Origin of the sequence: Kocuria rhizosphaerae (assembly GCF_044462265.1) — a bacterium.
Taxonomy (GTDB): domain Bacteria; phylum Actinomycetota; class Actinomycetes; order Actinomycetales; family Micrococcaceae; genus Kocuria; species Kocuria rhizosphaerae.
Genome location: NZ_JBISWL010000041.1, coordinates 1 through 23,048, shown reverse-complemented (window position 1 = coordinate 23,048; position 23,048 = coordinate 1). Strand labels below are relative to the sequence as shown.

The 23,048-nt window shown below is 73.6% G+C and carries 24 protein-coding genes and 1 pseudogene; 15 read left to right on the top strand and 10 right to left on the bottom strand.

What is annotated here, in order from left to right; all coding sequences use genetic code 11:
- The first annotated feature begins 106 nt into the window (after positions 1-106).
- The 4 genes and pseudogenes from ychF to ACH9EU_RS05000 form a co-directional block, all read left to right on the top strand.
- Positions 107-1,192 carry a redox-regulated ATPase YchF gene (gene ychF, locus ACH9EU_RS05015; protein ID WP_396412843.1) on the top strand — a complete coding sequence of 362 codons (1,086 nt, stop codon included), beginning with the start codon at positions 107-109 and terminating at the stop codon, positions 1,190-1,192.
- Positions 1,193-1,575: 383 nt separating this feature from the next.
- A complete protein-coding gene (locus ACH9EU_RS05010) occupies positions 1,576-1,935 on the top strand; it encodes a TA system antitoxin ParD family protein (RefSeq protein ID WP_396412842.1) in 360 nt (119 codons plus the stop codon).
- Complete coding sequence (locus ACH9EU_RS05005) at positions 1,935-2,543, top strand: AAA family ATPase (RefSeq protein ID WP_396412841.1); 609 nt, start codon at positions 1,935-1,937, stop codon at positions 2,541-2,543. The genes ACH9EU_RS05010 and ACH9EU_RS05005 overlap by 1 nt, the downstream gene beginning before the upstream one ends.
- A 213-nt stretch (positions 2,544-2,756) precedes the next feature.
- Positions 2,757-2,819, top strand: a pseudogene (locus ACH9EU_RS05000) (FitA-like ribbon-helix-helix domain-containing protein); the annotation flags it as partial.
- Positions 2,820-3,150: 331 nt separating this feature from the next.
- On the opposite strand, the gene arfB reads toward ACH9EU_RS05000, so the two are convergent.
- Positions 3,151-3,591 (bottom strand): alternative ribosome rescue aminoacyl-tRNA hydrolase ArfB, encoded by a 441-nt coding sequence (gene arfB / locus ACH9EU_RS04995; RefSeq protein WP_396412840.1) that lies wholly within the window; start codon positions 3,589-3,591, stop codon positions 3,151-3,153.
- Between the two features lie 371 nt (positions 3,592-3,962).
- Positions 3,963-4,655 (bottom strand): hypothetical protein, encoded by a 693-nt coding sequence (locus ACH9EU_RS04990; RefSeq protein WP_396412839.1) that lies wholly within the window; start codon positions 4,653-4,655, stop codon positions 3,963-3,965.
- Positions 4,656-4,874: 219 nt separating this feature from the next.
- Here ACH9EU_RS04990 and ACH9EU_RS04985 point away from each other — a divergent pair, with 219 nt between their 5' ends.
- Positions 4,875-5,024, top strand: a complete 150-nt coding sequence (locus ACH9EU_RS04985) for a hypothetical protein (RefSeq protein WP_396412838.1) — start codon at positions 4,875-4,877, stop codon at positions 5,022-5,024.
- 24 nt (positions 5,025-5,048) lie between these two features.
- Here ACH9EU_RS04985 and ACH9EU_RS04980 read toward each other — a convergent pair whose 3' ends face one another.
- The 4 genes from ACH9EU_RS04980 to ACH9EU_RS04965 form a co-directional block, all read right to left on the bottom strand.
- Positions 5,049-5,402, bottom strand: a complete 354-nt coding sequence (locus ACH9EU_RS04980) for a hypothetical protein (protein ID WP_396412837.1) — start codon at positions 5,400-5,402, stop codon at positions 5,049-5,051.
- A gap of 272 nt (positions 5,403-5,674) precedes the next feature.
- Positions 5,675-6,028: a hypothetical protein gene (locus ACH9EU_RS04975; protein WP_396412836.1), complete on the bottom strand. Its 354-nt coding sequence runs from the start codon at positions 6,026-6,028 to the stop codon at positions 5,675-5,677.
- A 120-nt stretch (positions 6,029-6,148) separates the two neighbouring features.
- Entirely contained in the window at positions 6,149-6,622 is a 474-nt protein-coding gene (locus tag ACH9EU_RS04970; RefSeq protein WP_396412835.1) for a lipopolysaccharide assembly protein LapA domain-containing protein, read from the bottom strand.
- A 123-nt stretch (positions 6,623-6,745) separates the two neighbouring features.
- On the bottom strand, positions 6,746-7,414 hold the full coding sequence (locus ACH9EU_RS04965) for an alpha/beta hydrolase family protein (protein WP_396412834.1): 669 nt from the start codon (positions 7,412-7,414) through the stop codon (positions 6,746-6,748).
- A gap of 78 nt (positions 7,415-7,492) precedes the next feature.
- Here ACH9EU_RS04965 and ACH9EU_RS04960 point away from each other — a divergent pair, with 78 nt between their 5' ends.
- A complete protein-coding gene (locus tag ACH9EU_RS04960; protein WP_396412833.1) occupies positions 7,493-8,113 on the top strand; it encodes a uracil-DNA glycosylase family protein in 621 nt (206 codons plus the stop codon).
- A 54-nt stretch (positions 8,114-8,167) separates the two neighbouring features.
- Here ACH9EU_RS04960 and zupT read toward each other — a convergent pair whose 3' ends face one another.
- A complete protein-coding gene (gene zupT, locus ACH9EU_RS04955) occupies positions 8,168-8,953 on the bottom strand; it encodes a zinc transporter ZupT (RefSeq protein ID WP_396412832.1) in 786 nt (261 codons plus the stop codon).
- Between the two features lie 167 nt (positions 8,954-9,120).
- Between zupT and ACH9EU_RS04950 the strand changes: the two genes are divergently transcribed.
- Positions 9,121-9,963 (top strand): aminoglycoside phosphotransferase family protein, encoded by an 843-nt coding sequence (locus ACH9EU_RS04950; protein WP_396412831.1) that lies wholly within the window; start codon positions 9,121-9,123, stop codon positions 9,961-9,963.
- A gap of 358 nt (positions 9,964-10,321) precedes the next feature.
- On the opposite strand, the gene ACH9EU_RS04945 is transcribed toward ACH9EU_RS04950, so the two are convergent.
- On the bottom strand, positions 10,322-11,974 hold the full coding sequence (locus tag ACH9EU_RS04945; RefSeq protein ID WP_396412830.1) for a cation:proton antiporter domain-containing protein: 1,653 nt from the start codon (positions 11,972-11,974) through the stop codon (positions 10,322-10,324).
- Between the two features lie 229 nt (positions 11,975-12,203).
- Between ACH9EU_RS04945 and ACH9EU_RS04940 the strand changes: the two genes are divergently transcribed.
- The 3 genes from ACH9EU_RS04940 (at position 12,204) to ACH9EU_RS04930 (ending at position 15,510) form a co-directional block, all read left to right on the top strand.
- A complete protein-coding gene (locus ACH9EU_RS04940; RefSeq protein WP_396412829.1) occupies positions 12,204-13,604 on the top strand; it encodes an MFS transporter in 1,401 nt (466 codons plus the stop codon).
- Positions 13,601-14,710, top strand: a complete 1,110-nt coding sequence (locus tag ACH9EU_RS04935; RefSeq protein WP_396412828.1) for a DNA glycosylase AlkZ-like family protein — start codon at positions 13,601-13,603, stop codon at positions 14,708-14,710. The genes ACH9EU_RS04940 and ACH9EU_RS04935 overlap by 4 nt, the downstream gene beginning before the upstream one ends.
- A 101-nt stretch (positions 14,711-14,811) precedes the next feature.
- Entirely contained in the window at positions 14,812-15,510 is a 699-nt protein-coding gene (locus ACH9EU_RS04930; protein WP_396412827.1) for a maleylpyruvate isomerase family mycothiol-dependent enzyme, read from the top strand.
- 77 nt (positions 15,511-15,587) lie between these two features.
- On the opposite strand, the gene ACH9EU_RS04925 is transcribed toward ACH9EU_RS04930, so the two are convergent.
- On the bottom strand, positions 15,588-16,208 hold the full coding sequence (locus ACH9EU_RS04925; protein ID WP_396412826.1) for a methyltransferase domain-containing protein: 621 nt from the start codon (positions 16,206-16,208) through the stop codon (positions 15,588-15,590).
- Positions 16,209-16,457: 249 nt separating this feature from the next.
- On the opposite strand from ACH9EU_RS04925, the gene typA reads away from it, so the two are divergent.
- The gene (typA, locus tag ACH9EU_RS04920) at positions 16,458-18,371 is read left to right on the top strand and encodes a translational GTPase TypA (protein ID WP_396412825.1); all 1,914 of its coding nucleotides are present in this window, start codon (positions 16,458-16,460) and stop codon (positions 18,369-18,371) included.
- A 31-nt stretch (positions 18,372-18,402) separates the two neighbouring features.
- Positions 18,403-19,737 carry a PIG-L family deacetylase gene (locus tag ACH9EU_RS04915; protein ID WP_396412824.1) on the top strand — a complete coding sequence of 445 codons (1,335 nt, stop codon included), beginning with the start codon at positions 18,403-18,405 and terminating at the stop codon, positions 19,735-19,737.
- Positions 19,738-19,739: 2 nt separating this feature from the next.
- On the opposite strand, the gene ACH9EU_RS04910 is transcribed toward ACH9EU_RS04915, so the two are convergent.
- The gene (locus ACH9EU_RS04910; protein WP_449555791.1) at positions 19,740-19,964 is read right to left on the bottom strand and encodes a putative acetyltransferase; all 225 of its coding nucleotides are present in this window, start codon (positions 19,962-19,964) and stop codon (positions 19,740-19,742) included.
- A 130-nt stretch (positions 19,965-20,094) separates the two neighbouring features.
- On the opposite strand from ACH9EU_RS04910, the gene fdxA reads away from it, so the two are divergent.
- From fdxA to ACH9EU_RS04895, 3 genes are all read left to right on the top strand, one after another.
- Positions 20,095-20,427, top strand: a complete 333-nt coding sequence (gene fdxA, locus ACH9EU_RS04905) for a ferredoxin (protein WP_396412881.1) — start codon at positions 20,095-20,097, stop codon at positions 20,425-20,427.
- Entirely contained in the window at positions 20,424-21,563 is a 1,140-nt protein-coding gene (gene dapC, locus ACH9EU_RS04900; protein ID WP_396412822.1) for a succinyldiaminopimelate transaminase, read from the top strand. Before fdxA ends, dapC begins: the two co-directional genes overlap by 4 nt.
- Positions 21,564-21,727: 164 nt before the next feature.
- A complete protein-coding gene (locus ACH9EU_RS04895; protein ID WP_396412821.1) occupies positions 21,728-23,026 on the top strand; it encodes a citrate synthase in 1,299 nt (432 codons plus the stop codon).
- Positions 23,027-23,048 lie beyond the last annotated feature (22 nt).

Genomic DNA, 23,048 nt, shown 5'->3' with positions numbered 1-23,048 from the left:
TGCCGCACCGGGGGCCCCGGCGGATCCTCCCGGTGTCACGTCTTCACCATGACACCTGTCATGGGTGCGGCACGGCCGTCCAGAACGGCCGGTAGGATGGTCTCCCGTGGCTCTTACTATCGGAATCGTCGGACTGCCCAACGTCGGCAAGTCCACCCTGTTCAACGCGCTGACCCGCAACACCGTCCTGGCGGCGAACTACCCGTTCGCGACCATCGAGCCGAACATCGGCGTGGTCAATCTCCCGGACCCGCGCCTGGACCGGCTGGCCGAGATCTTCGGCTCCGAGCGGATCCTGCCCGCGACCGTCGCCTTCGTGGACATCGCCGGCATCGTCAAGGGTGCCTCCGAGGGGGAGGGGCTCGGCAACCAGTTCCTCGCCAACATCCGTGAGGCGCAGGCCATCGCCCAGGTCGTGCGCGCGTTCGACGACCCGGACGTCATTCACGTGGACGGCAAGATCGACCCGGCCTCCGACATGGAGACCATCAACACCGAGCTGATCCTCGCCGACCTGCAGACGCTCGAGAACGCGATCCCGCGGCTGGAGAAGCAGGTCAGGATCAAGAAGGCCGACCCCGCCAAGCTCGCCGCGATGGAGCACGCCCGGACGATCCTCGAGCGCGGGGACACGATCTTCGGCGCGGCCGAGAAGGACAAGCTCGAGGTCGAGCAGCTGCGGGACCTGAGCCTGCTCACGGCCAAGCCCTTCATCTACGTCTTCAACGCCGACGACGGCGTGCTGGCCGATCCCGCCAAGCAGCAGGAGCTGCGGGACCTGGTTGCCCCGGCGGACGCCGTCTTCCTGGACGCCAAGCTCGAGGCCGAGCTCGTGGAGCTCGACGAGGACGAGGCCCGCGAGATGCTGGAGATGTCGGGACAGGACGAGGCCGGCCTCGACAAGCTCGCCCGCACCGGCTTCCACACCCTCGGGCTGCAGACCTACCTCACCGCCGGCCCCAAGGAGTCCCGCGCCTGGACCATCCCCGTGGGCGCCACCGCCCCGCAGGCCGCGGGCGTGATCCACACCGACTTCGAGCGCGGGTTCATCAAGGCGGAGATCGTCTCCTTCGACGACCTCGACGCCGCAGGCTCGATGGCCGACGCCAAGGCCGCCGGCAAGGTGCGCATCGAGGGCAAGGACTACGTCATGCGCGACGGCGACGTCGTGGAGTTCAGGTTCAACGTTTAGCAGTTCCGCTGCGACGTGTGAGACGGCGCGTTGTCGCAGGTGGGCCGGGTGGGACTCCCGTCAGTCCGCACACGGTCCGCAAGAAATACAGCAGGATGGGCTCGACCGGGCCGTTCCGGAGTCCCGCCTCGGGGCCCGGTGCTACCAGTGGGCCTGTCCGTGAAGGGCACTGATCTGGCTGCCGGCGACATCGCGAGCACGCTGTTGTGTGCGCAGACCGGGCGGCCCGACGACTCGCCGACGTAGGCCGCGACCACAGGAGGCCGCGAGCGTGATCCGTCCAGCCCGGGGATCGGCGTACGTGCCGGTGACCACCGGTGAGGTGGCCTGATCCAGCCACTGGTTCCGTGGACGAGCGTGTAGCACCGTGCTACCGTCATGTCATGACGAGGAGCAGTCCGCCAACCCGGCTTCCAGCGGATGTGTACGAGTCCGCCGTCGCAGCGGCCCAGGTCGCCTCCCGCACGGTCCCGCAGCAGATCGCGCACTGGGCGCGCATCGGGCGCGAGCTGGAGATGTCGCCGCGAGTCAATCACCGCGCGATCGCCCAGGTCCTCGCCGGCGCGGGCTCCTACGATTCACTCGACGAGCACGAGCAGGCCATCGTCCGCGAGGAGTGGGCAGGCCGATCGGCCGCGCTCCGGAGTGCGCTGAACTACGCGGCCGAGTTCGCCGCCGCAGGCGAGTCGTACTCGGAAGCCGACGAGAACGGCGACCTCGTCGTGCACCCGGCACGCAGCTGATGCCGCTGCTGCATCTTCTCGCAGGGCCCAACGGTGCCGGGAAGTCCAGCTACGTCCGCGATGTCCTGACGCCGGCCACGCACCTGCCTGTCATCAACGCCGACGAGATCGCCGCTCAACGATGGCCGGGTGCCCAGGCCGAGCACGCGTACGAGGCGGCGCGGATCGCCGAGGCGCAGCGCCGGGACCGGATCGCCGAGGGGGCGTCGTTCATCTCGGAGACGGTGTTCTCGCACCGGAGCAAGATCGAGCTCCTCTCCGATGCCGTGCAGGCCCGCTACCTCGTGCATCTTCACGTGATCATCGTCCCCGTCGAACTCACCGTGCAGCGTGTACTCGAGCGTGTACGCCGCGGCGGCCACGCGGTGCCGGAGCAGAAGATCCGCGACCGCTACGATCGACTGTGGGAGCATGTCGGCGCGGGGATCCGGATCGCCGATGTGACGGAGGTGTTCGACAACAGCAGCGCACGCGCTCCGTTCCGTCTGTGCGCCACGTACGCACACGGCGCGCTCATCGGCCCCGCGAGCTGGCCGGCATGGACACCGCCCGCACTGCGGGGAAGCGGGAACGGTGGCGAGCCAGGGCCGTCGAAGCCGCAGCTCTGACCTGCTGTGCCCGAAGTTGTCGAGCACGCAGTGGGTCACCACCGCGCCCGGGTCGCCTGACAGCCCAGGGTTGATCTGTGCCGTCACTCGACGGAGTTCCGCTTCACCGTGCGAGCGGCGTGTGATCCGGCTGTTCGAGGTCCCACGGGGACCGTATTCCGTCACCCGACCAAGTGGTATCAGCATCGACGTCATCCTGAGGGGGTGCTCCTGATGGCATCCATCGTGGTCCGCGGGCTCGACGAGTCGGTCAAGAAGCGGCTCGCCGCCCAGGCGAAGGAGCACGGCCGTTCCATGGAGGCCGAAGCCCGCGACATTCTCACGACGGCCACTCGGAGGCCCCACATCGGCCTCGCGCTCCTGCGTGCGGCGCAGGAGGCGGGGGGATCGAGGATCTCCCCGTGCCCGAGCGCACCGACGCCGCCCGTGCGGTGGACTTCGGGTGATCGTCCTCGACACGGACGTGGTCTCCGAGAGCTTCCGGCCGCAGCCGGAGGGCCGCGTCATCGCATGGCTGGAAGGCCTCACCGGCGACGTCGCCATCACGGCCGTCACGCTCGCCGAGCTGCTGACAGGCGTGCGCCGCCTCCCGGAGGGCAGGCGCAGGTCATCCAGGTCCGGGCCGCCTGCGGTTCTGCTTGGTCTCGGAGCGCCGGCGCTTTCCTTCGAGCCGCCTGCGTTGCGAGCCGCGTGTGGGCCGGGTGGGCCGGCGGACGAGGGTCGGAACCAGGGCATCGCGCAGGAGGGTGGCCAGGCGTTGTCTCGCCGCGATCCGGTTGCGCCGCTGCGAACGGTGCTCCGCGGCGCTGACGGTGAGCACGGTCCCCGTGAGTCTCCCGGAGAGCCGGACGAGGACGAGTTCGCGCTGGGCATCGCTGAGCGCGGTCGTCGTGCCCAGGTCCAGAGAGAGCTGCACGCGTGAGTCCGCGGTGTTGACGCCCTGGCCACCGGGCCCCGAGGCATGGGAGAACTGCTCGACCAGCTCTCCCGCCGGCACCCTGAGGCCGCGGGGCGCGCCGGGGCCCGGGGGCACGTGCAGATCGTCCACACGCTGATTGTGTCGCAGCCGCGACGTGGTCGCCGCGGTCAGGGCCGGTCGGGGGCAGCCGGAACTCGGCCACGTCCGCCGGGCGCTCTGTGCTGCCGCCGGCCCGGACCCGCCGTCACGTCCTGGCAGTGGGGCGGCGTCATGACGCGGCAGGTGCTGGCCGTCGCGCTGGAGTGAGCAGCACAGTCATGTGTACTAAGCATGCTGTTGACAACCCCAGGAGGGCGGACCCGTGACGGAGACCCGTGCCGGTGGGGCCGGCGCAGACGTCGTCGACATCCTCACCAGTGACCACCAGGACATGATCGAACCGCCCGGCCGTCCCACGGGCAGGGGTGTCCGCCCGGTGCACGGGGCGGACACCCCTGTCCTCAGCCGCCGATGTACTCGCCCGTGACGGCGTCCACGGTGCCGTTCTCGATGCCCCGGCACTGTGAGAGGCCGGCCTCCGTGACAGGGTCGTAGTTGATGCAGAACGCGTCGTAGTACGGCATCCCGCTGCGCCAGGCCGCGAGGGCCTCGTCGTAGGTGAACTTCTGCGGGAAGGGCACGGCGCCGACGTCCGCGGGCGGCTGGATGCGGCACGGCTCGGATCCGCCCGGCGCGAAGGCCAGCAGCTGCTCGACCGTGTCCACGACCTCGACGCGGTCCGGACCGGTCTGCACGGCCGTCCGGTAGGCGTCGCAGACCTCCACGGCGACCGCGCGGTCGTTGACGTCCGCGGTGATCCGGTGCACCACGGTCCCCGAGCCCTGCCCGTCAACGGTCTGCACGCGGGTCACGATCTCGGCGTACGGAGCGCCCTGAGGCGTGCTCCGGAACGTGGCGAGGGGGTCGGCGGGGGCAGCGGGCGCCGGCTGGTCCTCGGCGGCGTCCCCGGGCGCGGGAGCCGATCCGGTCGGCTCCCCGGAGGCGCTGGCGGAGTCGGTCGTGGGGGTCGACGTGGCCGACGGCGTGGCCGTCGTCGCGGCGGACGGGGTCTCCTCCTGAGCGTCGGGGGCGCAGCCGGCCACGACCAGGCCGGTCGCGACGGCGAGACAGGTGAGGGTTCTGCTGTGCTTCATGGTGGACCTCTCGGCTCGGGGGGCCACGGGGGCGGGGGTCTCCACTCTAGGCTTCCGTCGGGCCCGCACCGGGGAGGAGCGGACCCGGCGCCGGGGCGCGCCGGTGCGCGTGCCGGCGCCGTCCCCGGGCCGGGCGGGATCATCACCGTCGGCGAGGAGGACACGGTCGTCACGGCCGGCGAGCTGCCCGAGGGCCTGAGCCCGGGCGACGACGTCCGGGTGACCGGCACGGTCGAGAAGACCGACGTCCTCACGACCGACGACTTCGACGCCCTGCAGGAGGTCACGGACCAGGAGACCGCTCAGTACCTGGTCGACCGCGGGGAGGAGCGCGTCCTCACGGACGCGCCGGTCACCGTGGTCGAGTGAGCTCCGCGGCGCCCATCAGGCGCCTCATGGCCGTCGCCGGTCGTGCGGACCGGTGCCGCGCCGGTCGGCGTGCGCGGTCCGGTCACGGCCGGAGGGCCGGTGCCCGGGGTGTCGTGCGGGACTGGTGATCCGGACCGGACCCGTGTCCGGCCGGGCGTCCTCCAGGCTCCACCGGAGGAGGTCGACCGCCTCGGGGTCCTCCGCGTGGGCCTGCTGCAGGTCCACGGAGACCTCCGACTCCGGGAACATGCGCCGGGTGCGCAGCACGAGCGGAGCCACGGCCTGCTGGTTGCTGCCCGTGAGGTGACCGGTCACGACCAGGGCCACGTGCTTGCCGTCCAGGTCGATCCGGACCAGAACCGAGAGCTTGTGCCTCATGCGCGCATTCCTCGTCGTCGTCGTGCGGCGGGCCGCGCGGCGACGCACTCGTCCCCGGACGGCTGTGCCGGAACGCGGGGCCGACCGGATCGCGCAGCAGCCCTCCGGCGCGGTGCCGCGGACGGGGGGCCCTCCACCATGGTCGGGGTCCATGGCAGAGGACCACCAGGACGGGCGCGGAAACTGCGCAATCCGGCCCGTCGACCCGGGACGGACCACCGCGCCCGGACGGACCCGGGGCCGCACCCGGCCGAGGGTGCGTCCGGGAGGGGCTACACCTGGTAGTCGGAGGCGTCCTCGGGCGGATCCTCGGCCGCCCCGTACTCCTCGAGGTCGACCAGGACCGCGGGACCCGACTGCGCGACCTGGAGTGCGACGGCGAGGCTCGCGACGTCGTCCTCGTCGAGGGGCTGGTCCGGCAGGTCCAGGGCGTAGCGCGCCTCGCCGTCGACGACGACGGGGGTGATGTGGGCGGGACCGGAGGTCAGGTCGACGACGGTCGCGGGGGCGATCGCGTCGCCGTCCTCGACCGTGGTCCCGGGTGTGGACTCGCTGCCGGTCTCGGGGACCGGCTCGGGATCGTGGCCGGGGTCGGGCCGGTCGTCCGGGGCTGCGGGCGGTGTCATGGGGGGCCGTCCTCTGTGCTCGAAGGTGAGGTCAGCTTACTGAGGGAGCCGGGAAACGCAATCTCCAGGCCCGGATGACATGCCGGTCCGCCGGCCCCGGCCCCGCTTCCCGGGGCGGGCTCAGCCCAGGGCGCGCCGGATGTCCTCGCGCTCCTTCTCCAGGCGGCGGATGCGGTGGCCGAGCCGGAAGAGGCGGACGGAGCCGACGAGTCCCATGACCAGGGCCCCCGCGACCGCCGCCAGCAGCATCGCCACACCGAGGGGGAGGAAGAAGTCCCAGCCCATGTACTCGAACCGTGTGGGTTCGTCGTTCTGCAGGATGAAGATCAGCAGCAGCACGAGGACCACCAGGCCGAGCAGCAGAGCGGTCCACGTCGCCCCCGTGACACCCCGCGCACGGCGCTCGTCGAGGCGCGGGTCGATGCCCGTCGGCCGTGGCGCGGCGCCGTCCCGGCCGCCGTCCCGGCCGCCGTCCCGGCCGTCGGCCGAGCCGTTGCCGGTGGGCGTGCGGTCCCCGGACGGGGTCTCCGGGGCCGGCCGCCCGGTGCCGGGGGAGCCGGGCTCGGGGCCGGGCCTGTCCGGTGTGGTGTCCATGGCAGTGTCCTCCTGCTCGTCGGTCGCTCCGCTCCTCACGGTAGCCCTGTACGGGCTCGTCGGCACGTGGTTCCTGCCCGGGAGATCCGTGTTCGGCGGATCCGTGCTCAGCGGGCCCGTGCGTCAGGTGACCGCCCCGGTGCGCCGGAGGAACCGGTGCACCTCGGCGGCGACCGCCGCGAGGGTCCCGTCCTGGTCCAGGGGCGCGGTCCGGGCCGTCCGCAGGCCGTGGTCGGCGCCCTCGACAGGCACCACGACCACGCCCGGCATGCCGTCCGTGGCGCGCTCGACCTCCTCCGCCGAACCGAACCGGTCCCGGGTGCCCTGAGCCACGAGCACCGGCACCTCCGGCAGGGCCAGCTCGCCGGCGCGCGAGCGCTCGGGCCGGCCCGGCGGGTGCAGCGGGAAGGACAGGCACAGGACGGCTGCCGCCCCCGTCGCCGCGGCCGTGCGGCAGGCGACGCGCGCCCCGGCACTGCGGCCTCCGGCGACCACGGGCCGGCCCTCCGCGATTCCGGTGACGGCCGGTGCCGCGGCGAGCCATGCGGCGTCCAGGACGGCCGGGCGGGGAGCGATCTTCCTGCCGGCGAGCACCCACGGCTGTTCGTGGCGCACCACGGTGATCCCGTGCCGGGGCAGCTCCTCCGCGAGCGCCACGAGGTCTCGGGCGGCCGCGCCCCCGCCGGCGCCGTGCCCCAGCCACAGCACCGCCGACGGGTCCGCCGACGGGGTGACCAGCAGGCGCGAGGGCCCGGCGTCGGTGGGAACGGTGAGCTCGGAGGAGGGCAGCATGCCACCACGGTAGCCGGGGCGGTCCTGCGCCACGGTCCCGTGCTGCCTGCCGGGCGGGGACCGGCCTACCATGGCGGCATGGCACCACCGCAGGCGTCCCACGGCACCCGGCCGAGCCGGGCGGACCTCGAGTCGGCCCGGGACACCACGCTCCCGGACCTGCTCGGTCCGGACCTCCGCCTGCTGATCTGCGGCATCAACCCGAGCCTGTGGGCGGCCGCCACGCAGGCGCACTTCGCCCGGCCGGGCAACCGCTTCTGGCCGGCGCTGCACGACGCCGGCCTGACCGGCCGGCTCGTCGACTGCTCCGCGGGCATGACGGCGGCGGACCGTGAGCACGTGCTGGACCGGGGCATCGGCATCACGAACCTGGTCGGGCGTGCCACGGCCCGGGCGGACGAGCTGGACCCCGCCGAGTTCGTGGCCGGCCGGGAGCGCCTGGCCGAGCTCGTGGCACGGCTGCGCCCCGCGGTCGTCGCGGTGGCCGGTGTGACGGCCTACCGGCACGCCTTCGAGGACCCGCGTGCCGTCCTGGGGCCGCAGCCCCGGGACCTGGCGGGAGCGCGGCTGTGGGCGTTGCCCAGTCCCAGCGGGCTCAACGCCCACGCCTCCCGGGCGGGCCTGGCCGAGGCCTTCGGCGCCGCGGGCCGGGCCGCGGGGGTGCCGATCCGCCGGCCGTCCCCGGCCGGCGGGACGTGACCGAGGTCGTGGCCCCGGAGGAGGAGACGGCCCGGTCGCGGCCGGGCCGCGCCCTCAGACGAACAGGAGCAGGCTGACGGCCATGACCGCCATCCCCGCCACGAGCCCGTAGACGGACAGGTGGTGCTCCCCGTACTCCTGGGCCGTGGGCAGCAGCTTGTCCAGGGAGATGAAGACCATGATGCCCGCCACGCCGGCGAAGACGACGCCGAAGAGGGTCTCGTCGAGCACCGTGGACAGCGCCAGATAGCCCAGGACGCCGCCGACGGGCTCGGCCAGCCCGGACAGGAACGCCCAGCGGAAGGCCTTCCGGCGGCTGCCGGACGCGTGGTGGATGGGCACCGCCACGGAGATCCCCTCGGGCACGTTGTGCAGGGCGATGGCCACGACCACCGGGATCGCCACGGCGGGCTCCTGCATCGCCGCCACGAACGTGGCGAAGCCCTCGGGGAAGTTGTGGATCGCGATGGCCACCGCCGTCATCGTCCCCATCCGCATGAGCCGCCGGTGCCGTCCGTCGTCGTCGTGCGGGTACTCGTGGGGATTCACGCGCGAGGGCACCAGCCGGTCGATCACGGCGATCAGCGCGAGCCCGCCGAAGAACCCGCCCGCCGTGGCCCAGGACCCTCCGCGCTCGCCCAGCTCGGCCACGAGGGCGACCTTCGCCTTGACGAAGATCTCGATCATGGACACGTAGATCATCACGCCGGCGGAGAACCCGAGGCTCACGGCCAGGAACTTGGCGTCGGTGCGCCTCGTCACCAGCGCCAGGAACGCGCCCGCACCCGTGGCCAGCCCCGCGAACAGCGTCAGGCCGAAGGCGAACAGCAGGTCGTTCACGGGCGCGGGACCTCCCTTGGGATCCGGGGTGGGCGCACGAAGTCTAGCCGTCCCGGCCTCCGTCACGGGCGCGCCCCGCGGCGCCGGACCCGGGCGGGGAGCGGCTGTGCGGGACGCCGGTCCGGCAGCGATGATGGTCCGGCAGCGTGGTGACCGGGAGGTGCGGGATGACGGGAGACGACGCGGGCGGGTCCGCCGCCCGGTACCTGTCCGCGTGGCGGCTGCGCCCCGACGGCACGCCGCGGGACGACGACGGCGCCCTGGAGCTGCCGGTGCGCACCCGCTCCGGGGAGCCGGCCGTGCTGCGCATCTCCCGGTCCGGCAACGACCACGAGCACCTGGCCCTGCGGCTGTGGGGCGGGTGCGGGGCCGTCCGGCTGCTGCGCGCCGAGCCGGCCGACCGGGCCCTGCTGCTCGAACGCACGGAGGACCGGGACCTGCGCGAGCTGCCCGAGCTCGAGTCCTGCCGTGTCCTGGGAGAGCTCGTCCGGGCCCTCGCCCGGCCCCCGAGACCGCCGTTCGCCCGGCTGTCGGAGGCCGCGGGCCGGTGGCAGGAGGAGCTCGAGGCGGACGCCGGGCTGGACTCCCGCTTCCCCCGCAGGTTCCGGCTCCAGGCGGCGAAGAACCTCTCGCGGCTGCGGCGCGACGAGCTCGACGCCGCTCTCGTGCACCGCGAGCTGCACCACGGAGCGGTCCACGCCGCACGGCGTGCGCCGTGGCTGGCGACGGGAGCGGTCCCCGTGCTCGGAACGCCGGAGTTCGCCCTGGTCCCCGCGCTGGGGCACCCGGCGGCCGAGGCCGCGCACGGTGGGACCCGGGCCGCGGCGCTCGCCGACCGGATCGAGGCGCTGGCCCTCGCGGCGCAGGCCGATCCCGAGCGCCTGCGGGCGTGGGCGCTCGTGCGGTGGACGGTCGCCGCCCGTCGGGCGTCCCGGGGGCCGGGGGACCGTCCCGCCCCGGAGACGGGACGGCTGGTCCAGCTCTGCAAGGCCGTGCAGCGGGGCGCTTGAAGGGCCTCCTCGGGACCACCGAGTCCTCGTGACGGCGGGGATGCCTCCTCCTGGTCGTGGGTCACCGGGGATCGGTTCGGGAGCGCGGCGGGTTCCTGGGGCACGTGGTGGGCCGCTGCTGGAGCGGACCCCGCAGGCCACGGCCGTGCAGTGGTGCGCGGCCGCCCGGGCGGGGCCGGGCCCGAGGGCTCGGCGGTGCCGGGGCGGACCTCCCCGGCCGAGCTCGTCCGCCGAGCACGCCCTGCCCACCGGGACGAAGGCGGCTGCTTCCTCTGCGTCGGGACGGGCGTCGGCAGGGTCACGCCGGCGCCACCCCACGATGGAGCGGTCGGAGCACTGTCGTCGGTCGGTCGTGCGGTCAGTCAGTCGGCGGGTCAGGCCCGCCCACGGCGTCACCACGGACATCATCACTGTCACACGGGGGCGGCCGGTCGGCACGCCCGCCGAGGGCCTCCACCGTCTCGACGGCCAGCGCCAGGCCCGCCCCGCTGTAGAGGTTGAACACCGTTCCCACGCCGTTGTCGCGCAGCTCCTGGACCTCGTCGTCGTACTGCGCCACCGCCGCGACCCACCCCGTGAACCCGGACTCCGTGAGCTGGCGCAGCGCGACCAGGTTGGACCCGTGGAAGGGCATGGCCAGGACCGCGATGTGCACGTGGCCCGTCGCGATCACGCGTTCCCAGAACTCCTGGTCCGTCGCGTCCGCGTTCTGCACGTCGTAGCCCTCCTCGCGAAGCCGATCGGTGCGGTCCGTGGCGTTCTCGATGCCGACCACGGAGTAGCCGTGCTCCTGCGAGAGCTCCCGGTAGGCCGCCTGTCCCACCCGGCCCATGCCCAGCACCAGGACCTCGGCGTGACCGATGTCGATCGGCTGGTCCTCCGGGAGCAGCCGGTGCTCCGGATGCTCCGGGAGCCGCCGTGCCAGCAGGCTGATGAGGGACGACCCGCGCCGGTTGATCAGGGACGAGGCGACGAAACTCACGGCCACCGCCACGGAGAGCAGCACGAGCCAGGCGTCCGCCAGGATCCCCGCGGAGACTCCGACGGCGCCCACGATGAGCGCGAACTCCGAGTGGTTGGCGAGGGCGAGACCGGTCCGCAGGGACGTCCGGCGGCGCAGGCCGAAGGCCCACAGCAGCACCACGAACAGCATCGACTGCGTGGGCAGCAGTGCGAGCAGCAGCACGCCCATCACGACCATCTCCGGGGTCGGCATGCCGTAGAAGCCGATGGAGACGAAGAAGGCGACGAGCAGGAGGTCCTTCAGCGTGAACAGCACGCGGGACAGCTCGCCGGCGTTCGCGTGGGAGGCCAGGAGCGCTCCGACCACCAGGGCACCCAGGTCCCCCTTCAGGCCTACTGCCGTGAACGCCGCGTAGCCCGGCACCAGCGCCATGACGATGCCGAAGAGCGCCTGCATCTCGCCGTGACCGATCAGACTCCAGATCCGGCGGAAGACCCACGCCGCGGGAAGGAGGAGGAGGAGGGCGGCCGCCCAGGGACTCGGCGGGTGCTCGCTCGTCACGGTGATGAATGCCACCGCCGCCAGGTCCTGGACGATGAGGATGCCGATGGCCACGCGGCCGTAGAGCGAGGTCGTCTCGCTGCGCTCCTCGAGCACCTTGAAGACGAGCACCGTGCTCGAGAAGGACAGCGCGAAGCCTGCCAGCACGACCGCACGCGCGTCCTGGCCCGGCAGGTGGAGGCCCACCAGCATGAGCAGCCCGAGCAAGCCCGCACCCAGTGCGGTGCTGAGCACCATGTGGATGCCGGCGGTGCCCCAGATCTCCTTGCGCAGCAGCGACCGGGCGTCCAGCTTGAGACCGATGCCGAAGAGCATGAGCGTGACGCCGACGTCGGCCAGGTGCTCCAGCGCCGGCAGGCGCTCCACGCCGAGGCCGTTGAGCACGAAGCCCGCGGCCAGGAACCCGATGAGCGGGGGCAGGCGCATGAGAACGGCGAGGGCGCCTGCGCAGAAGACGACGACCAGGTAGACGGCGACCGTGGTCACAGGCGGCTCCCTCGGCGGCCGGCGGTGGGGACCCTCCCAGTCTAGAGGCAGGGCACGACGAGGCTCGTCCGGGGTCGACATGCTGGATGTGCCCTCGGAGTGTCACGGCCCGCCGAGCGCCTACAGTGGTCGCAGACCGGGCACGGGCCGCCGGGAGCGTGCGGCCGGCCCGCACGACCGGACCCCGAGGACGGTCCCCGCGCGAGCGGCCCACGGGAAGGAGCGGAGGATGCCCGAGAACCCGCGGCCCGGGGAGGGCGGGCCGGCGCCCACCCGCTCGCAGCGACTGGACGGCCTGCCGTTCACCACGGAGCACCGCAAGCTCCTGGTGGGCTCCGGCGTCGGCTGGGCGCTCGACGCCATGGACGTGGGCCTCATCTCCTTCGTGATGGCCGCGCTCGCCCAGGAGTGGGGCCTGGGCTCGGGGGAGCTGTCCCTGCTGGCCTCGATCGGTTTCGTGGGCATGGCCGTGGGCGCGAGCCTGGGCGGGCTGCTCGCCGACCGGATCGGCCGGCGCCAGGTCTTCGCCCTGACCCTGCTGGTCTACGGGCTCGCCACGGGGGCGTCGTCGCTGGCCGGGTCGGTGGCCGTGCTGGTGGCGCTGCGCTTCGTGGTCGGACTGGGCCTGGGCGCGGAGCTGCCCGTGGCCTCCACCCTCGTCTCGGAGTACGCCCCGCGGCGCATCCGCGGCCGCCTGGTCGTGATCCTGGAGTCCTTCTGGGCCGTCGGCTGGATCCTCGCGGCGCTCGTCGGCTACTTCGTGGTGCCGTCCTCGCCGGAGGGCTGGCGCTGGGCGCTCGTGGTGGGCGTGGTGCCGGCGGTCTACGCGGTGGTCGTGCGCCGTGCGCTGCCCGAGTCCGTCCGGTTCCTCGAGAGCCGCGGGCGGACGCAGGAGGCGGAGTCCGCGGTGCGGGCCTTCGAACGGGCCCGGCCCCTGGGCCGGTCGCGGAGGGAGTCCGAGGAGGAGGCCCGCGCCGCGGACGCCGCCCCGGACGCGACGCCCTCGGGGCCGCGGGCCGACCGGAGCATCTGGAGCCCGGACCTGCGCCGGCGCACGGGCGGGCTGTGGACGATCTGGTTCTGCATCAACTTCTCCTACTACGGGGCCTTCACGTGGTTGCCGACGCTGCTGCTCCAGCAGGGCTTCACGCTGACCACGTCCTTCGGCTACGTGCTGGTCATCACGCTGGCCCAGCTGCCCGGCTACGCGGCGGCCGCCTGGCTCATCGAGGTCTGGGGACGGCGCGTCACCCTGGCCGTGTTCCTGGGCGGCTCGGCCCTCAGCGCGGCCCTGTTCGGCATCGTGTCCCTGGGCGCCGTGGTGGCCCCGTGGCAGGTCGTCGCCTCGGGCATGGGCCTGTCCTTCTTCAACCTCGGCGCGTGGGGCGCGCTCTACGCCATCGGTCCCGAGCTCTACCCCACGGCGCTGCGGGGCACGGGAACGGGGGCGGCCGCCGCCTTCGGCCGGATCGCCTCCATCCTGGCGCCCCTGTTCGTGCCGGTCCTGCTGGCGGCCGGCGGCGAGCGCTACGACCTGGTCCTGGTCTTCGCCGTCTTCGGCGCGGCCTTCCTCGTCGCGGCGGCCGCCACGTTCGTGCTCCCCGAGCAGCGGGGCCGGGCGCTGCGGTGAGCGGCGCCGAGTTCCTCACGGACCGCGAGATCGGCCTGGCGCGGCTGACCGCGCACGGGCTGGTGCGGCCGGCCGCGGTGGCGCCGGAGGACGTGGTGCGGGCCCTCGGGGCGGTGCAGGCACAGGACCTGCCGGGGGCCCTCGTGTCGGTGGGACTGCGGCGGGCCGCCGGCGCGGACGGACTCCGGGCCGCCTTCGACCGGGGACGCGTCGTGCGCACCTGGTCCATGCGCGGCACCCTGCACCTCGTGCCCGCCGAGGACCTGCGGGCGTGGCTGGCGGTCCTCGGGCCGCGCACGGTGTCCTCGGTGGCCGCCCGGCGCCGCGACCTGGGCGTGGACGACCGGCTGGCGGCGGCCAGGGAGACGGCCCTGTCCGTCCTGCGCCACGGACCCCGGCCCCGTGGGACGGTCCTCGCCGCGTGGGAGGAGGCAGGGCTGCTCGGGCTGCCCGGCAGGGCCTACCACCTCCTGTTCGCCCTGCACCTCGAGGCGACCCTGTGCCTCGGGCCGCTGAGCGCCGACGGCCGGGACCAGCTCGTGGTGCCCGTCGCGGACTGGGTCCCCGCCGGGCCCGGCGCCGATGAGCCAGGCCCGGGTCCCGGCGGCGACGGCGTCCCGCCGGTCGTGGTGCGCTGGATCGGCCGGTACGTGCGCAGCCACGGTCCCGTCTCCGTGGCGGACGCGGCCAGGTGGTCCGCCCTGCCGCGTTCCGTGGTGGCCGCCGCGGTCGCGGCGCTCGACGACGTCGTGGCGGTGCGCGACCGTTCGGGCCGGGAGCTGTGGTGCGCGCCGGAGGTCCTGGGGGAGCGGGTGCGCCGGGACCGCCGGGCGGCGGGGGTGTATCTGCTGCCGCCCTTCGACGAGTACGTCCTCGGCTACGGCGACCGTTCCCACGTGCTGGCCGCGGAGCACTCCGCGCGCATCGTCCCCGGGGGCAACGGGGTGTTCAAGCCCACCGTGGTCGCCGGCGGCCGGGTGGTCGGCACGTGGGCGCGCGCCCGGCGGGCCGGGGGACAGCAGCTCGTGCTGGACCCGTTCGAGGCGTTCTCGCCGGCGCGCACCCGGGCCGCCGAGCGGGCCTTCGCGAGGCTGCCCGCCCTCTGAGCCCGGCCCGCCCCGCCCGGACGGTCACTGGGACGATTCCGGTATGGATCCGGCGGCCCGCACGGTGGTCGGGATATCGGCGCGGTGGTTAGGGTGAGGGCATGATCAATGCCGCCCGCCTGCACTCGGACCTGTCCCGCCTCGGCCGTGAGACCGACATGTTCCTGGCCACCGCCGCCTCCCTCTCGGAGCGCGAGCTGGCCGAGCCCTCGCTGTGCGGGGGCTGGACGCGCGCCGACGTCGTCGCGCACATCGCCTCGAACGGGCGCGCCCTGGTGAAGCTCATCGACTGGGCGACCAGCGGTGAGGAGCAGGCCCCCTACGCCTCCGCGGAGGCCCGCAACCAGGAGATCGCCGAGCTGGCGGCGCTGCCCCGCGAGGAGCTCCTGCGGGAGCTGCGCGACTCGGCGGCCTACTTCGCCGAGCAGGCGGAGCGGCTCGGCGGCGACCTGGCGGTCGAGGAGGTGCACCTGCACGGCAAGCGGATCCCCGCCACCTCGATCGTGGCGCTGCGCATCGCCGAGATCGTCGTCCACCACCACGACCTCGACACCGCCTGGACCATCGAGGAGGCGGACCCGGACTCGCTGCTCAACGCCCTCGAGGCCGCGGTGCGCACGATGCGGTTCAAGGGCGCCCCCGGGATGACGCTCGTGACCGAGGAGCGCGACGAGTGGGTGATCGGGGACGGCGCCCTGCGGGTGGAGTCCGACCGCGAGGGCCTGCTCGAGTGGCTCGCCCGCGGCGAGTCCGAGAACGTCGAGGCCGACGGCCCGCTCCCGCAGCTGCCCTCCTGGTGACCCCGAGCCGGTGGGGCCGGCGGCCGCGCGACGGCGCACCGGCCCCGGCGCAGTCCCCCTGACCTTCTTCCCGGCCCTCAGCCCCGCGGGGCAGGGGCGCCGCTGAGCACGGCCACGAGGAAGTCGCTGTCCTCCCGGAACGGCCGCAGGTCCCACGTGGACAGGAGCAGGTCGGGCACGAGCCCGGCCTCCCGTGCGTCGTGCAAGAACTCGGGAAAGGGGTAGCCGCGCCCGGCGCCGAAGCCGACGACCGCCCGCCCGTCCGGGGCCAGGTGCCGGCGGAACCGCCGCAGGACCTCGGTGCGCGTGCTGGGGGCCAGGAAGGTCATGACGTTGCCCGCGCACAGGACGACGTCGAACGGTTCGGCCCGTCCGCGCGCGGGGAGGTCCAGCACGGCCAGGTCGCCCACGATCCACTCCGGGCCGGGGTGGTCCTCGCGGGCCGCCGCGACGAGGGTGGGATCGACGTCGACGCCGACGACGGTGTGCCCGGCCCGGTGCAGGTGGCCGCCGTTGCGCCCGCCCCCGCAGCCGGCGTCGAGGACGCGCGCGCGGCGCGGGACCATGGCGTCGACCAGACGCGCCTCCCCGGCGACGTCCTCGCCCGCGGCGGCCAGGGCCCGGAACCGCTCGACGTACCACGACGAGTGCCCGGGATCGGCCCGCACCTTGTCCATCCACGCGCTCTGCTCGACCATCGGACCAGGCTACAGGCCTGCGGTCCGCCGGTCGCGGGGACCGGCTCGCGGCCCGGGGTGCGCCGGCGGGATCGGCCGGCGTCGGGAGGATCACAGCGGGCGAGCGCCCGTCCGGGGTAGACTGGTCGGTGGCCCAGTGCGTGGGCGCCCCCGTCCGGACACCTCCGGGCGCGCGGCGGCGCCCCGGCCGCTTCCATCGGGAGGGCTGCACCTCCCCCCGCATCTCCACCCGAAGAGAGACCTCCGCGTATGCCTGTCACCTCCACCACCGCCCAGCGCGCCGACCTCCGCAACGTGGCCATCGTGGCCCACGTCGACCACGGCAAGACGACCATCGTGGACGCCATGCTCCAGCAGACGCACGCGTTCTCCGCCCACGGCGAGGTCGAGGAACGCGTCATGGACTCCGGTGACCTGGAGCGCGAGAAGGGGATCACGATCCTCGCGAAGAACACCACGGTGTTCTACGACGGGCCCTCCGCCGGCGGGCAGACCGTCACGATCAACGTCATCGACACCCCGGGGCACGCCGACTTCGGCGGCGAGGTCGAGCGGGGCCTGTCCATGGTCGACGGCGTTGTGCTGCTCGTGGACGCCTCCGAGGGCCCGCTGCCCCAGACCCGGTTCGTGCTCCGCAAGGCGCTCGAGGCCAAGCTGCCCGTGATCCTCGTGGTCAACAAGGTCGACCGCCCCGACGCCCGGATCGAGGAGGTCGTGCACGAGTCCATGGACCTGCTGCTGGGCCTGGCCTCGGACATCTCCGAGGAGGATCCGGACATGGACCTGGACGCCGTCCTCGACGTGCCCGTCGTCTACGCCGCCGGACGTGCCGGCCGTGCGTCCCTCGAGCAGCCGGCCAACGGCTCCCTCCCGGACCACGAGGACCTCGAGCCGCTGTTCAAGACCATCATCGAGCACGTCCCCGCCCCGTCCTACGACCCGGAGGGCGTGCTCCAGGCGCACGTGACGAACCTGGACGCCTCCCCGTTCCTGGGCCGCCTGGCCCTGCTGCGCATCTTCAACGGCACCCTCAAGAAGGGTCAGACCGTGGCGTGGGCGCGGGCGGACGGCCAGCTCAAGAACGTGCGCATCTCCGAGCTGCTGGCCACCAAGGGCCTGGACCGCGTCCCCGCCGAGGAGGCCGGGCCGGGCGAGATCGTGGCCGTGGCCGGCATCGAGGACATCACGATCGGCGAGACCCTCACCGACCCGGAGGACCCGCGGCCCCTGCCCCTGATCACCGTGGACGACCCGGCGATCTCCATGACCATCGGCATCAACACCTCCCCGCTGGCCGGCCGCGTCAAGGGCGCCAAGGTCACGGCCCGCCAGGTCAAGGACCGGCTGGACAAGGAGCTGGTGGGCAACGTGTCCCTCAAGGTGCTGCCCACCCAGCGCCCCGACGCGTGGGAGGTCCAGGGCCGCGGCGAGCTCGCCCTGGCGATCCTGGTCGAGCAGATGCGCCGCGAGGGCTTCGAGCTCACCGTCGGCAAGCCCCAGGTCGTCACGAGGACCGTCGACGGCAAGGTGCACGAGCCCGTCGAGCACATGATCATCGACGTGCCCGAGGAGTACCTGGGCGCGGTGACCCAGCTGATGGCCTCCCGCAAGGGCCGCATGACCGCCATGACCAACCACGGCACCGGCTGGGTGCGGATGGAGTTCAAGGTCCCCGCACGCGGGCTCATCGGCTTCCGCACCCGTTTCCTCACCGACACCCGCGGCGCGGGCATCGCCTCCTCCTACGCCGACGGCTACGAGCCCTGGGCCGGCGAGATCGAGTACCGCACCAACGGCTCGCTGATCGCCGACCGCGCGGGCGTGGTCACGCCCTTCGCGATGATCAACCTGCAGGAGCGCGGCACGTTCTTCGTGGAGCCCACCTCCGAGGTCTACGAGGGCATGATCGTGGGCGAGAACTCCCGCGCCGACGACATGGACGTCAACATCACGAAGGAGAAGAAGCTCACCAACATGCGAGCGGCCTCCTCCGACACCTTCGAGAACCTCACGCCCCCGCGCAAGCTCACGCTCGAGGAGTGCCTCGAGTTCGCCCGCGAGGACGAGTGCGTGGAGGTCACCCCGGAGACCATCCGCATCCGCAAGGTGGTCCTCGACGCCAACGAGCGGCTCAAGGCGAACCGGGCCCGGGCCCGCGCCTGACCCGCCCCACCCGAGCGCAGCAGGCCCGGCCGTGACCCAGCCCGTCCCGCACTACCCCGAGCAGGGCGCCCTCGTGCGCGAGGACGCCCTGCCCGGCCTGCTGCCCCCGGGTCTGCGCCCGGAGGACGCCCGGCTGCTGTTCGTCCACGCCCACCCGGACGACGAGTCCATCGCCACGGGCGCCACGATGGGACGGTACGCCGGGCTCGGCGCCCGGGTCGTGCTGCTCACCATGACGCGCGGGGAGCGGGGGGAGGTCATCCCCGAGGCCCTGCGCCACCTCGAGGCCGGCCGCCCGGGCAGCACCGACGACGGGACGGCCCTGGGGCTGTACCGGGTCGGAGAGCTCGACGACGCCGCGGCGCGCCTCGGGGTGGCCGACCGGTTCTTCGCCGGCGAGCCCCCGGCCCTGGACCCTGCCGCGGGGTTCGCCAACGGCACCGGCTCCTACGCCGACTCGGGGATGTCCTGGGGCCCGGACGGCCGGGCGGCCCCGGCGGAGGACTCCTCGCCCCGCAGCCTCACGGCGGCCTCCACGGAGGAGGCGGCCGCGCACGTGGCCGCCGCGATCCGCGCCGTCCGCCCCCACGTGCTCGTGACCTACGACGACGACGGCGGCTACGGCCACCCGGACCACGTCCGGACCGCCGCGGCGGCGGTGCTGGGTGCCCGGCTGGCCGCGGGCACCGCGGACGGGAACGCCGACCCCTGGGACACCCCGCTCGTGTGGGCCGTGGAGGGCGAGGCCCGGACCGGGGACCCGCGTCCGCAGGCCGCGGTGCGCGGATCCGCCGAGCGCAAGCGGGGGGCCATGGCCGCCCACGCCACCCAGATCGTCCTGGCCGCGGACGCCTCGCACTTCGCCCTCTCCAACGGCGTGTGGCAGCCGTTGAGCTCCCTCGAGACCTACCGGCTGGTGGCCGGGGACCCGGAGGCCGCCGCGGACGGGGCCGGGCAGCCGCGCGCGGGGGCCCCGGCAGGGCCGTTCTCCGTGCCCGCCGCCCTCGTGACCTCCGCGGCGGCCGGGCTCGTGGGCGGCAGCACGGCGGCCGTCCTGCACGGCGCCGTCTGGCACGCGCCCGCGGGCTGGTGGCTGCCGTGGGGCCTGGTCTTCGCCAGTGCCCTGCTGCTGAGCGTCTCGCTGTGGGCGGGCACCGCGACCCGGCGGGTGTGGGCCGCCGCCGTGCCCGGGCTCGTCACGTACCTGCTGTCCTGGCTCTTCGCCTACGGCGGGGACGGATCCACGATCGTGGTGACGGATCCGGGCACGCTCCTGGGGGTCGTGGGGCTGGCGTGGTTCGTGGCCGTCTTCGCCGTGACGCTGGCCTCGGTGCTCGTGACGGCCCGGTGGGTCCGGACGCTCTGAGCTCAGCCCCGGCGGCGCCGGGGCGCCGCCGGGGGGACCACGCGCGCGGCCCGCACGTCGCGGGCGGCGACCACCACGTCCCCGCGGCGGGTGCGGACCGTCAGCGTCCCGGCGTCCACAGCGGTCAGCTCGCCCAGCGCGTCGGTCAGCGGCAGTCCCGAGGCGTCGTCGTCGTCCAGCGCGTAGCGCACGCTCACGCGCGTACCCGACGGCAGGCCCCGGAGCAAGCGCAGGGCGGCGGATGACGCCCCGGACGGTGACGTTGAGCCGGATGTCGGAGGGGTCATGGCTGTCATCGTAGCGGGGGAGCCGTGGATAGACTGGAGCCAGCATCCCAGCAGAAAGGTGAACAACGCCGTGACCTACGTCATCGCCCAGCCCTGTGTCGACGTGAAGGACAAGGCCTGCGTCGAGGAGTGCCCCGTCGACTGCATCTACGAGGGGGAGCGTTCGCTCTACATCCACCCCGACGAGTGCGTCGACTGCGGCGCCTGCGAGCCCGTCTGCCCCGTCGAGGCCATCTACTACGAGGACGACACCCCCGAGGAGTGGGCCGACTACTACAAGGCCAACGTCGAGTTCTTCGACGACCTGGGCTCGCCCGGCGGCGCCGCGAAGCTCGGCAACACGCACACGGACCACCCCATGATCGCCGGGCTGCCCCCGCAGAACCAGGACGTCGCCCTGTGACCGACCGGGTCTTCGGGCTCGACCTGCCGGACTATCCGTGGGACACGATGGCCCCGTACCGGGCCGTCGCCGCGGAGCACCCGGACGGGGTCGTGGACCTGTCGATCGGCACGCCGGTGGACCCGACGCCCCTGGTGGTCCAGGACGCGCTGGCGGCCGCGGCCGACGCGCACGGCTATCCCACCACCCACGGGACGCCCGCCCTGCGGGAGGCGGTCGTGGCCTGGTACGCCCGGCGCCGCGGCGTGCCGGGGCTCGACCCGGCCGCGGTCATGCCCACGGTCGGCTCCAAGGAGCTGGTGGCCTGGCTGCCGCTGCTGCTGGGGCTGCGCCCGGGCGACGTGCTCGTGCGCCCCTCGGTCGCCTATCCCACCTACGACATCGGCGCGCGGCTCGCGGGCGCGGAGGCCGTGGCCGCCGACGACCTCGACGAGCTCGACCCGGACGTCCGCGCCAGGGTGCGCCTGGTGTGGCTGAACTCACCGGGCAACCCGACCGGGATCGTCCGCGACGCCGCGTCCCTGCGCCGGGTCGTGGACCAGGCCCGGGCCCTGGGCGCGGTGGTGGCCTCCGACGAGTGCTACGCCGAGCTCGGCTGGGGCGCGTGGGACGTCCAGCACGGCGGCGAACCGGTGCCCTCGGTGCTCGACCCGCGGGTCAGCGGCGGCGACCCGTCCCTGCTGCTGTCCGCCTACTCGTTGTCCAAGCAGTCGAACGCCGCGGGCTACCGCGCGGCGTTCCTCGCCGGGGACCCCCGGCTGATGGCCGGCCTGGTCAACTCCCGCAAGCACGCCGGGATGATCGTCCCCGCGCCGGTCCAGGAGGCCATGCGGGCGGCCCTGGGCGACGACGCCCACGTCCAGGCGCAGAAGGCGCTCTACCGGGCCCGCCGCGAGCGTCTCGTGCCCGCGGCGGAGGCCTTCGGGCTGCGGATCGAGCACTCCGAGGCGGGGCTGTACCTGTGGGCCACGGCCGGGGAGGACTCGTGGACCACCGTGCGGCGGTTCGCGGAGCGCGGCGTCGTCGTGGGCCCGGGGGCGTTCTACGGCACCGCGGGGGAGGGGCACGTGCGCCTGGCGCTGACCGCCCCGGACGAGCGGATCGACGCCGCCGTGGACCGCCTGAGCCGTCCCTGAACGGTCCTGTCCCCGGGACGGGATTGGTCCCGGCGCGGACGGAGCAGGTAGGTTGGACCCTGACGATCGCTGTGTCCCGAGACACGCCCGTGCCGCGCCACCGGCGGCGCCCGGCACGGCCACCACGGGCACCGGACACCGACATCCACTCGCGGAGGACGAACATGACCGATTCTGCACAGAAGACCGAGACCGCCCAGCTGGACTACGGCGACGGCAGCCCGCTGGAGCTGCCCGTCCAGGACGCCACGGAGGGCAACCGCGGGTACGCGATCTCCAACCTGCTCAAGGAGACGGGCAACGTCGTCTTCGACCCCGGCTTCATGAACACCGCCAACGCGCGCTCGTCGATCACCTACATCGACGGCGAGAGCGGGATCCTGCGCTACCGCGGCTACCCGATCGAGGAGCTGGCCCAGCACTCGAGCTTCATCGAGACGGCCTACCTGCTGATCTACGGCGAGCTGCCCGCACCGGAGCAGCTCGAGGACTTCGACACGCGCATCCGGCGGCACACCATGGTCCACGAGGACCTCAAGAGCTTCTTCAACGGCTTCCCGCGCAACGCGCACCCGATGCCGGTCCTCTCCTCCGCGGTCTCGGCGCTGTCGACGTTCTACGCGGACTCCCTGGACCCCTTCGACAAGGAGCAGGTCGAGATCTCCACGATCCGCCTGCTCGCCAAGGTCCCGACCCTGGCGGCCTACGCGTACAAGAAGTCCAAGGGCGAGCCGCTGCCCTACCCCAAGAACGACCTCAACTACTCGGAGAACTTCCTGCGCATGTGCTTCGGCGTGCCCGCCGAGGACTACGAGATCGACCCGACGATGGCCAAGGCGCTGGACATCCTCCTGATGCTGCACGCCGACCACGAGCAGAACTGCTCGACCTCCACCGTGCGGCTCGTCGGCTCCTCGCACGCCAACATGTTCGGCTCCGTGTCCGCGGGCATCAACGCCCTCTACGGCCCGCTGCACGGCGGGGCGAACGAGGCGGTGCTGACCATGCTGAACCGGATCCAGACGGAGGGCATCGCGCCCGAGGCGTTCATGGAGCAGGTCAAGAACAAGGAGTCGGGCGCCCGGCTCATGGGCTTCGGCCACCGGGTGTACAAGAACTACGACCCGCGGGCGCGCATCGTGAAGGGCTACGCCCACGAGATCCTGGACAAGCTCGGCGGCAACGACGAGCAGCTCGAGATCGCCATGCGCCTCGAGGAGAAGGCCCTCGCCGACGACTACTTCGTGGAGCGCAAGCTCTACCCGAACGTCGACTTCTACACCGGCCTGATCTACAAGGCGATGGGCTTTCCGGAGAAGATGTTCACGGTGCTCTTCGCGATCGGCCGACTGCCGGGCTGGATCGCCCAGTGGCGTGAGATGATCGAGGACCCCGAGACCAAGATCGGCCGCCCGCGCCAGCTCTACGTGGGGCCGGGCGAACGGCACTACCCGCAGCGCTGAGCCGGCGGCCCGGGAACGGCCG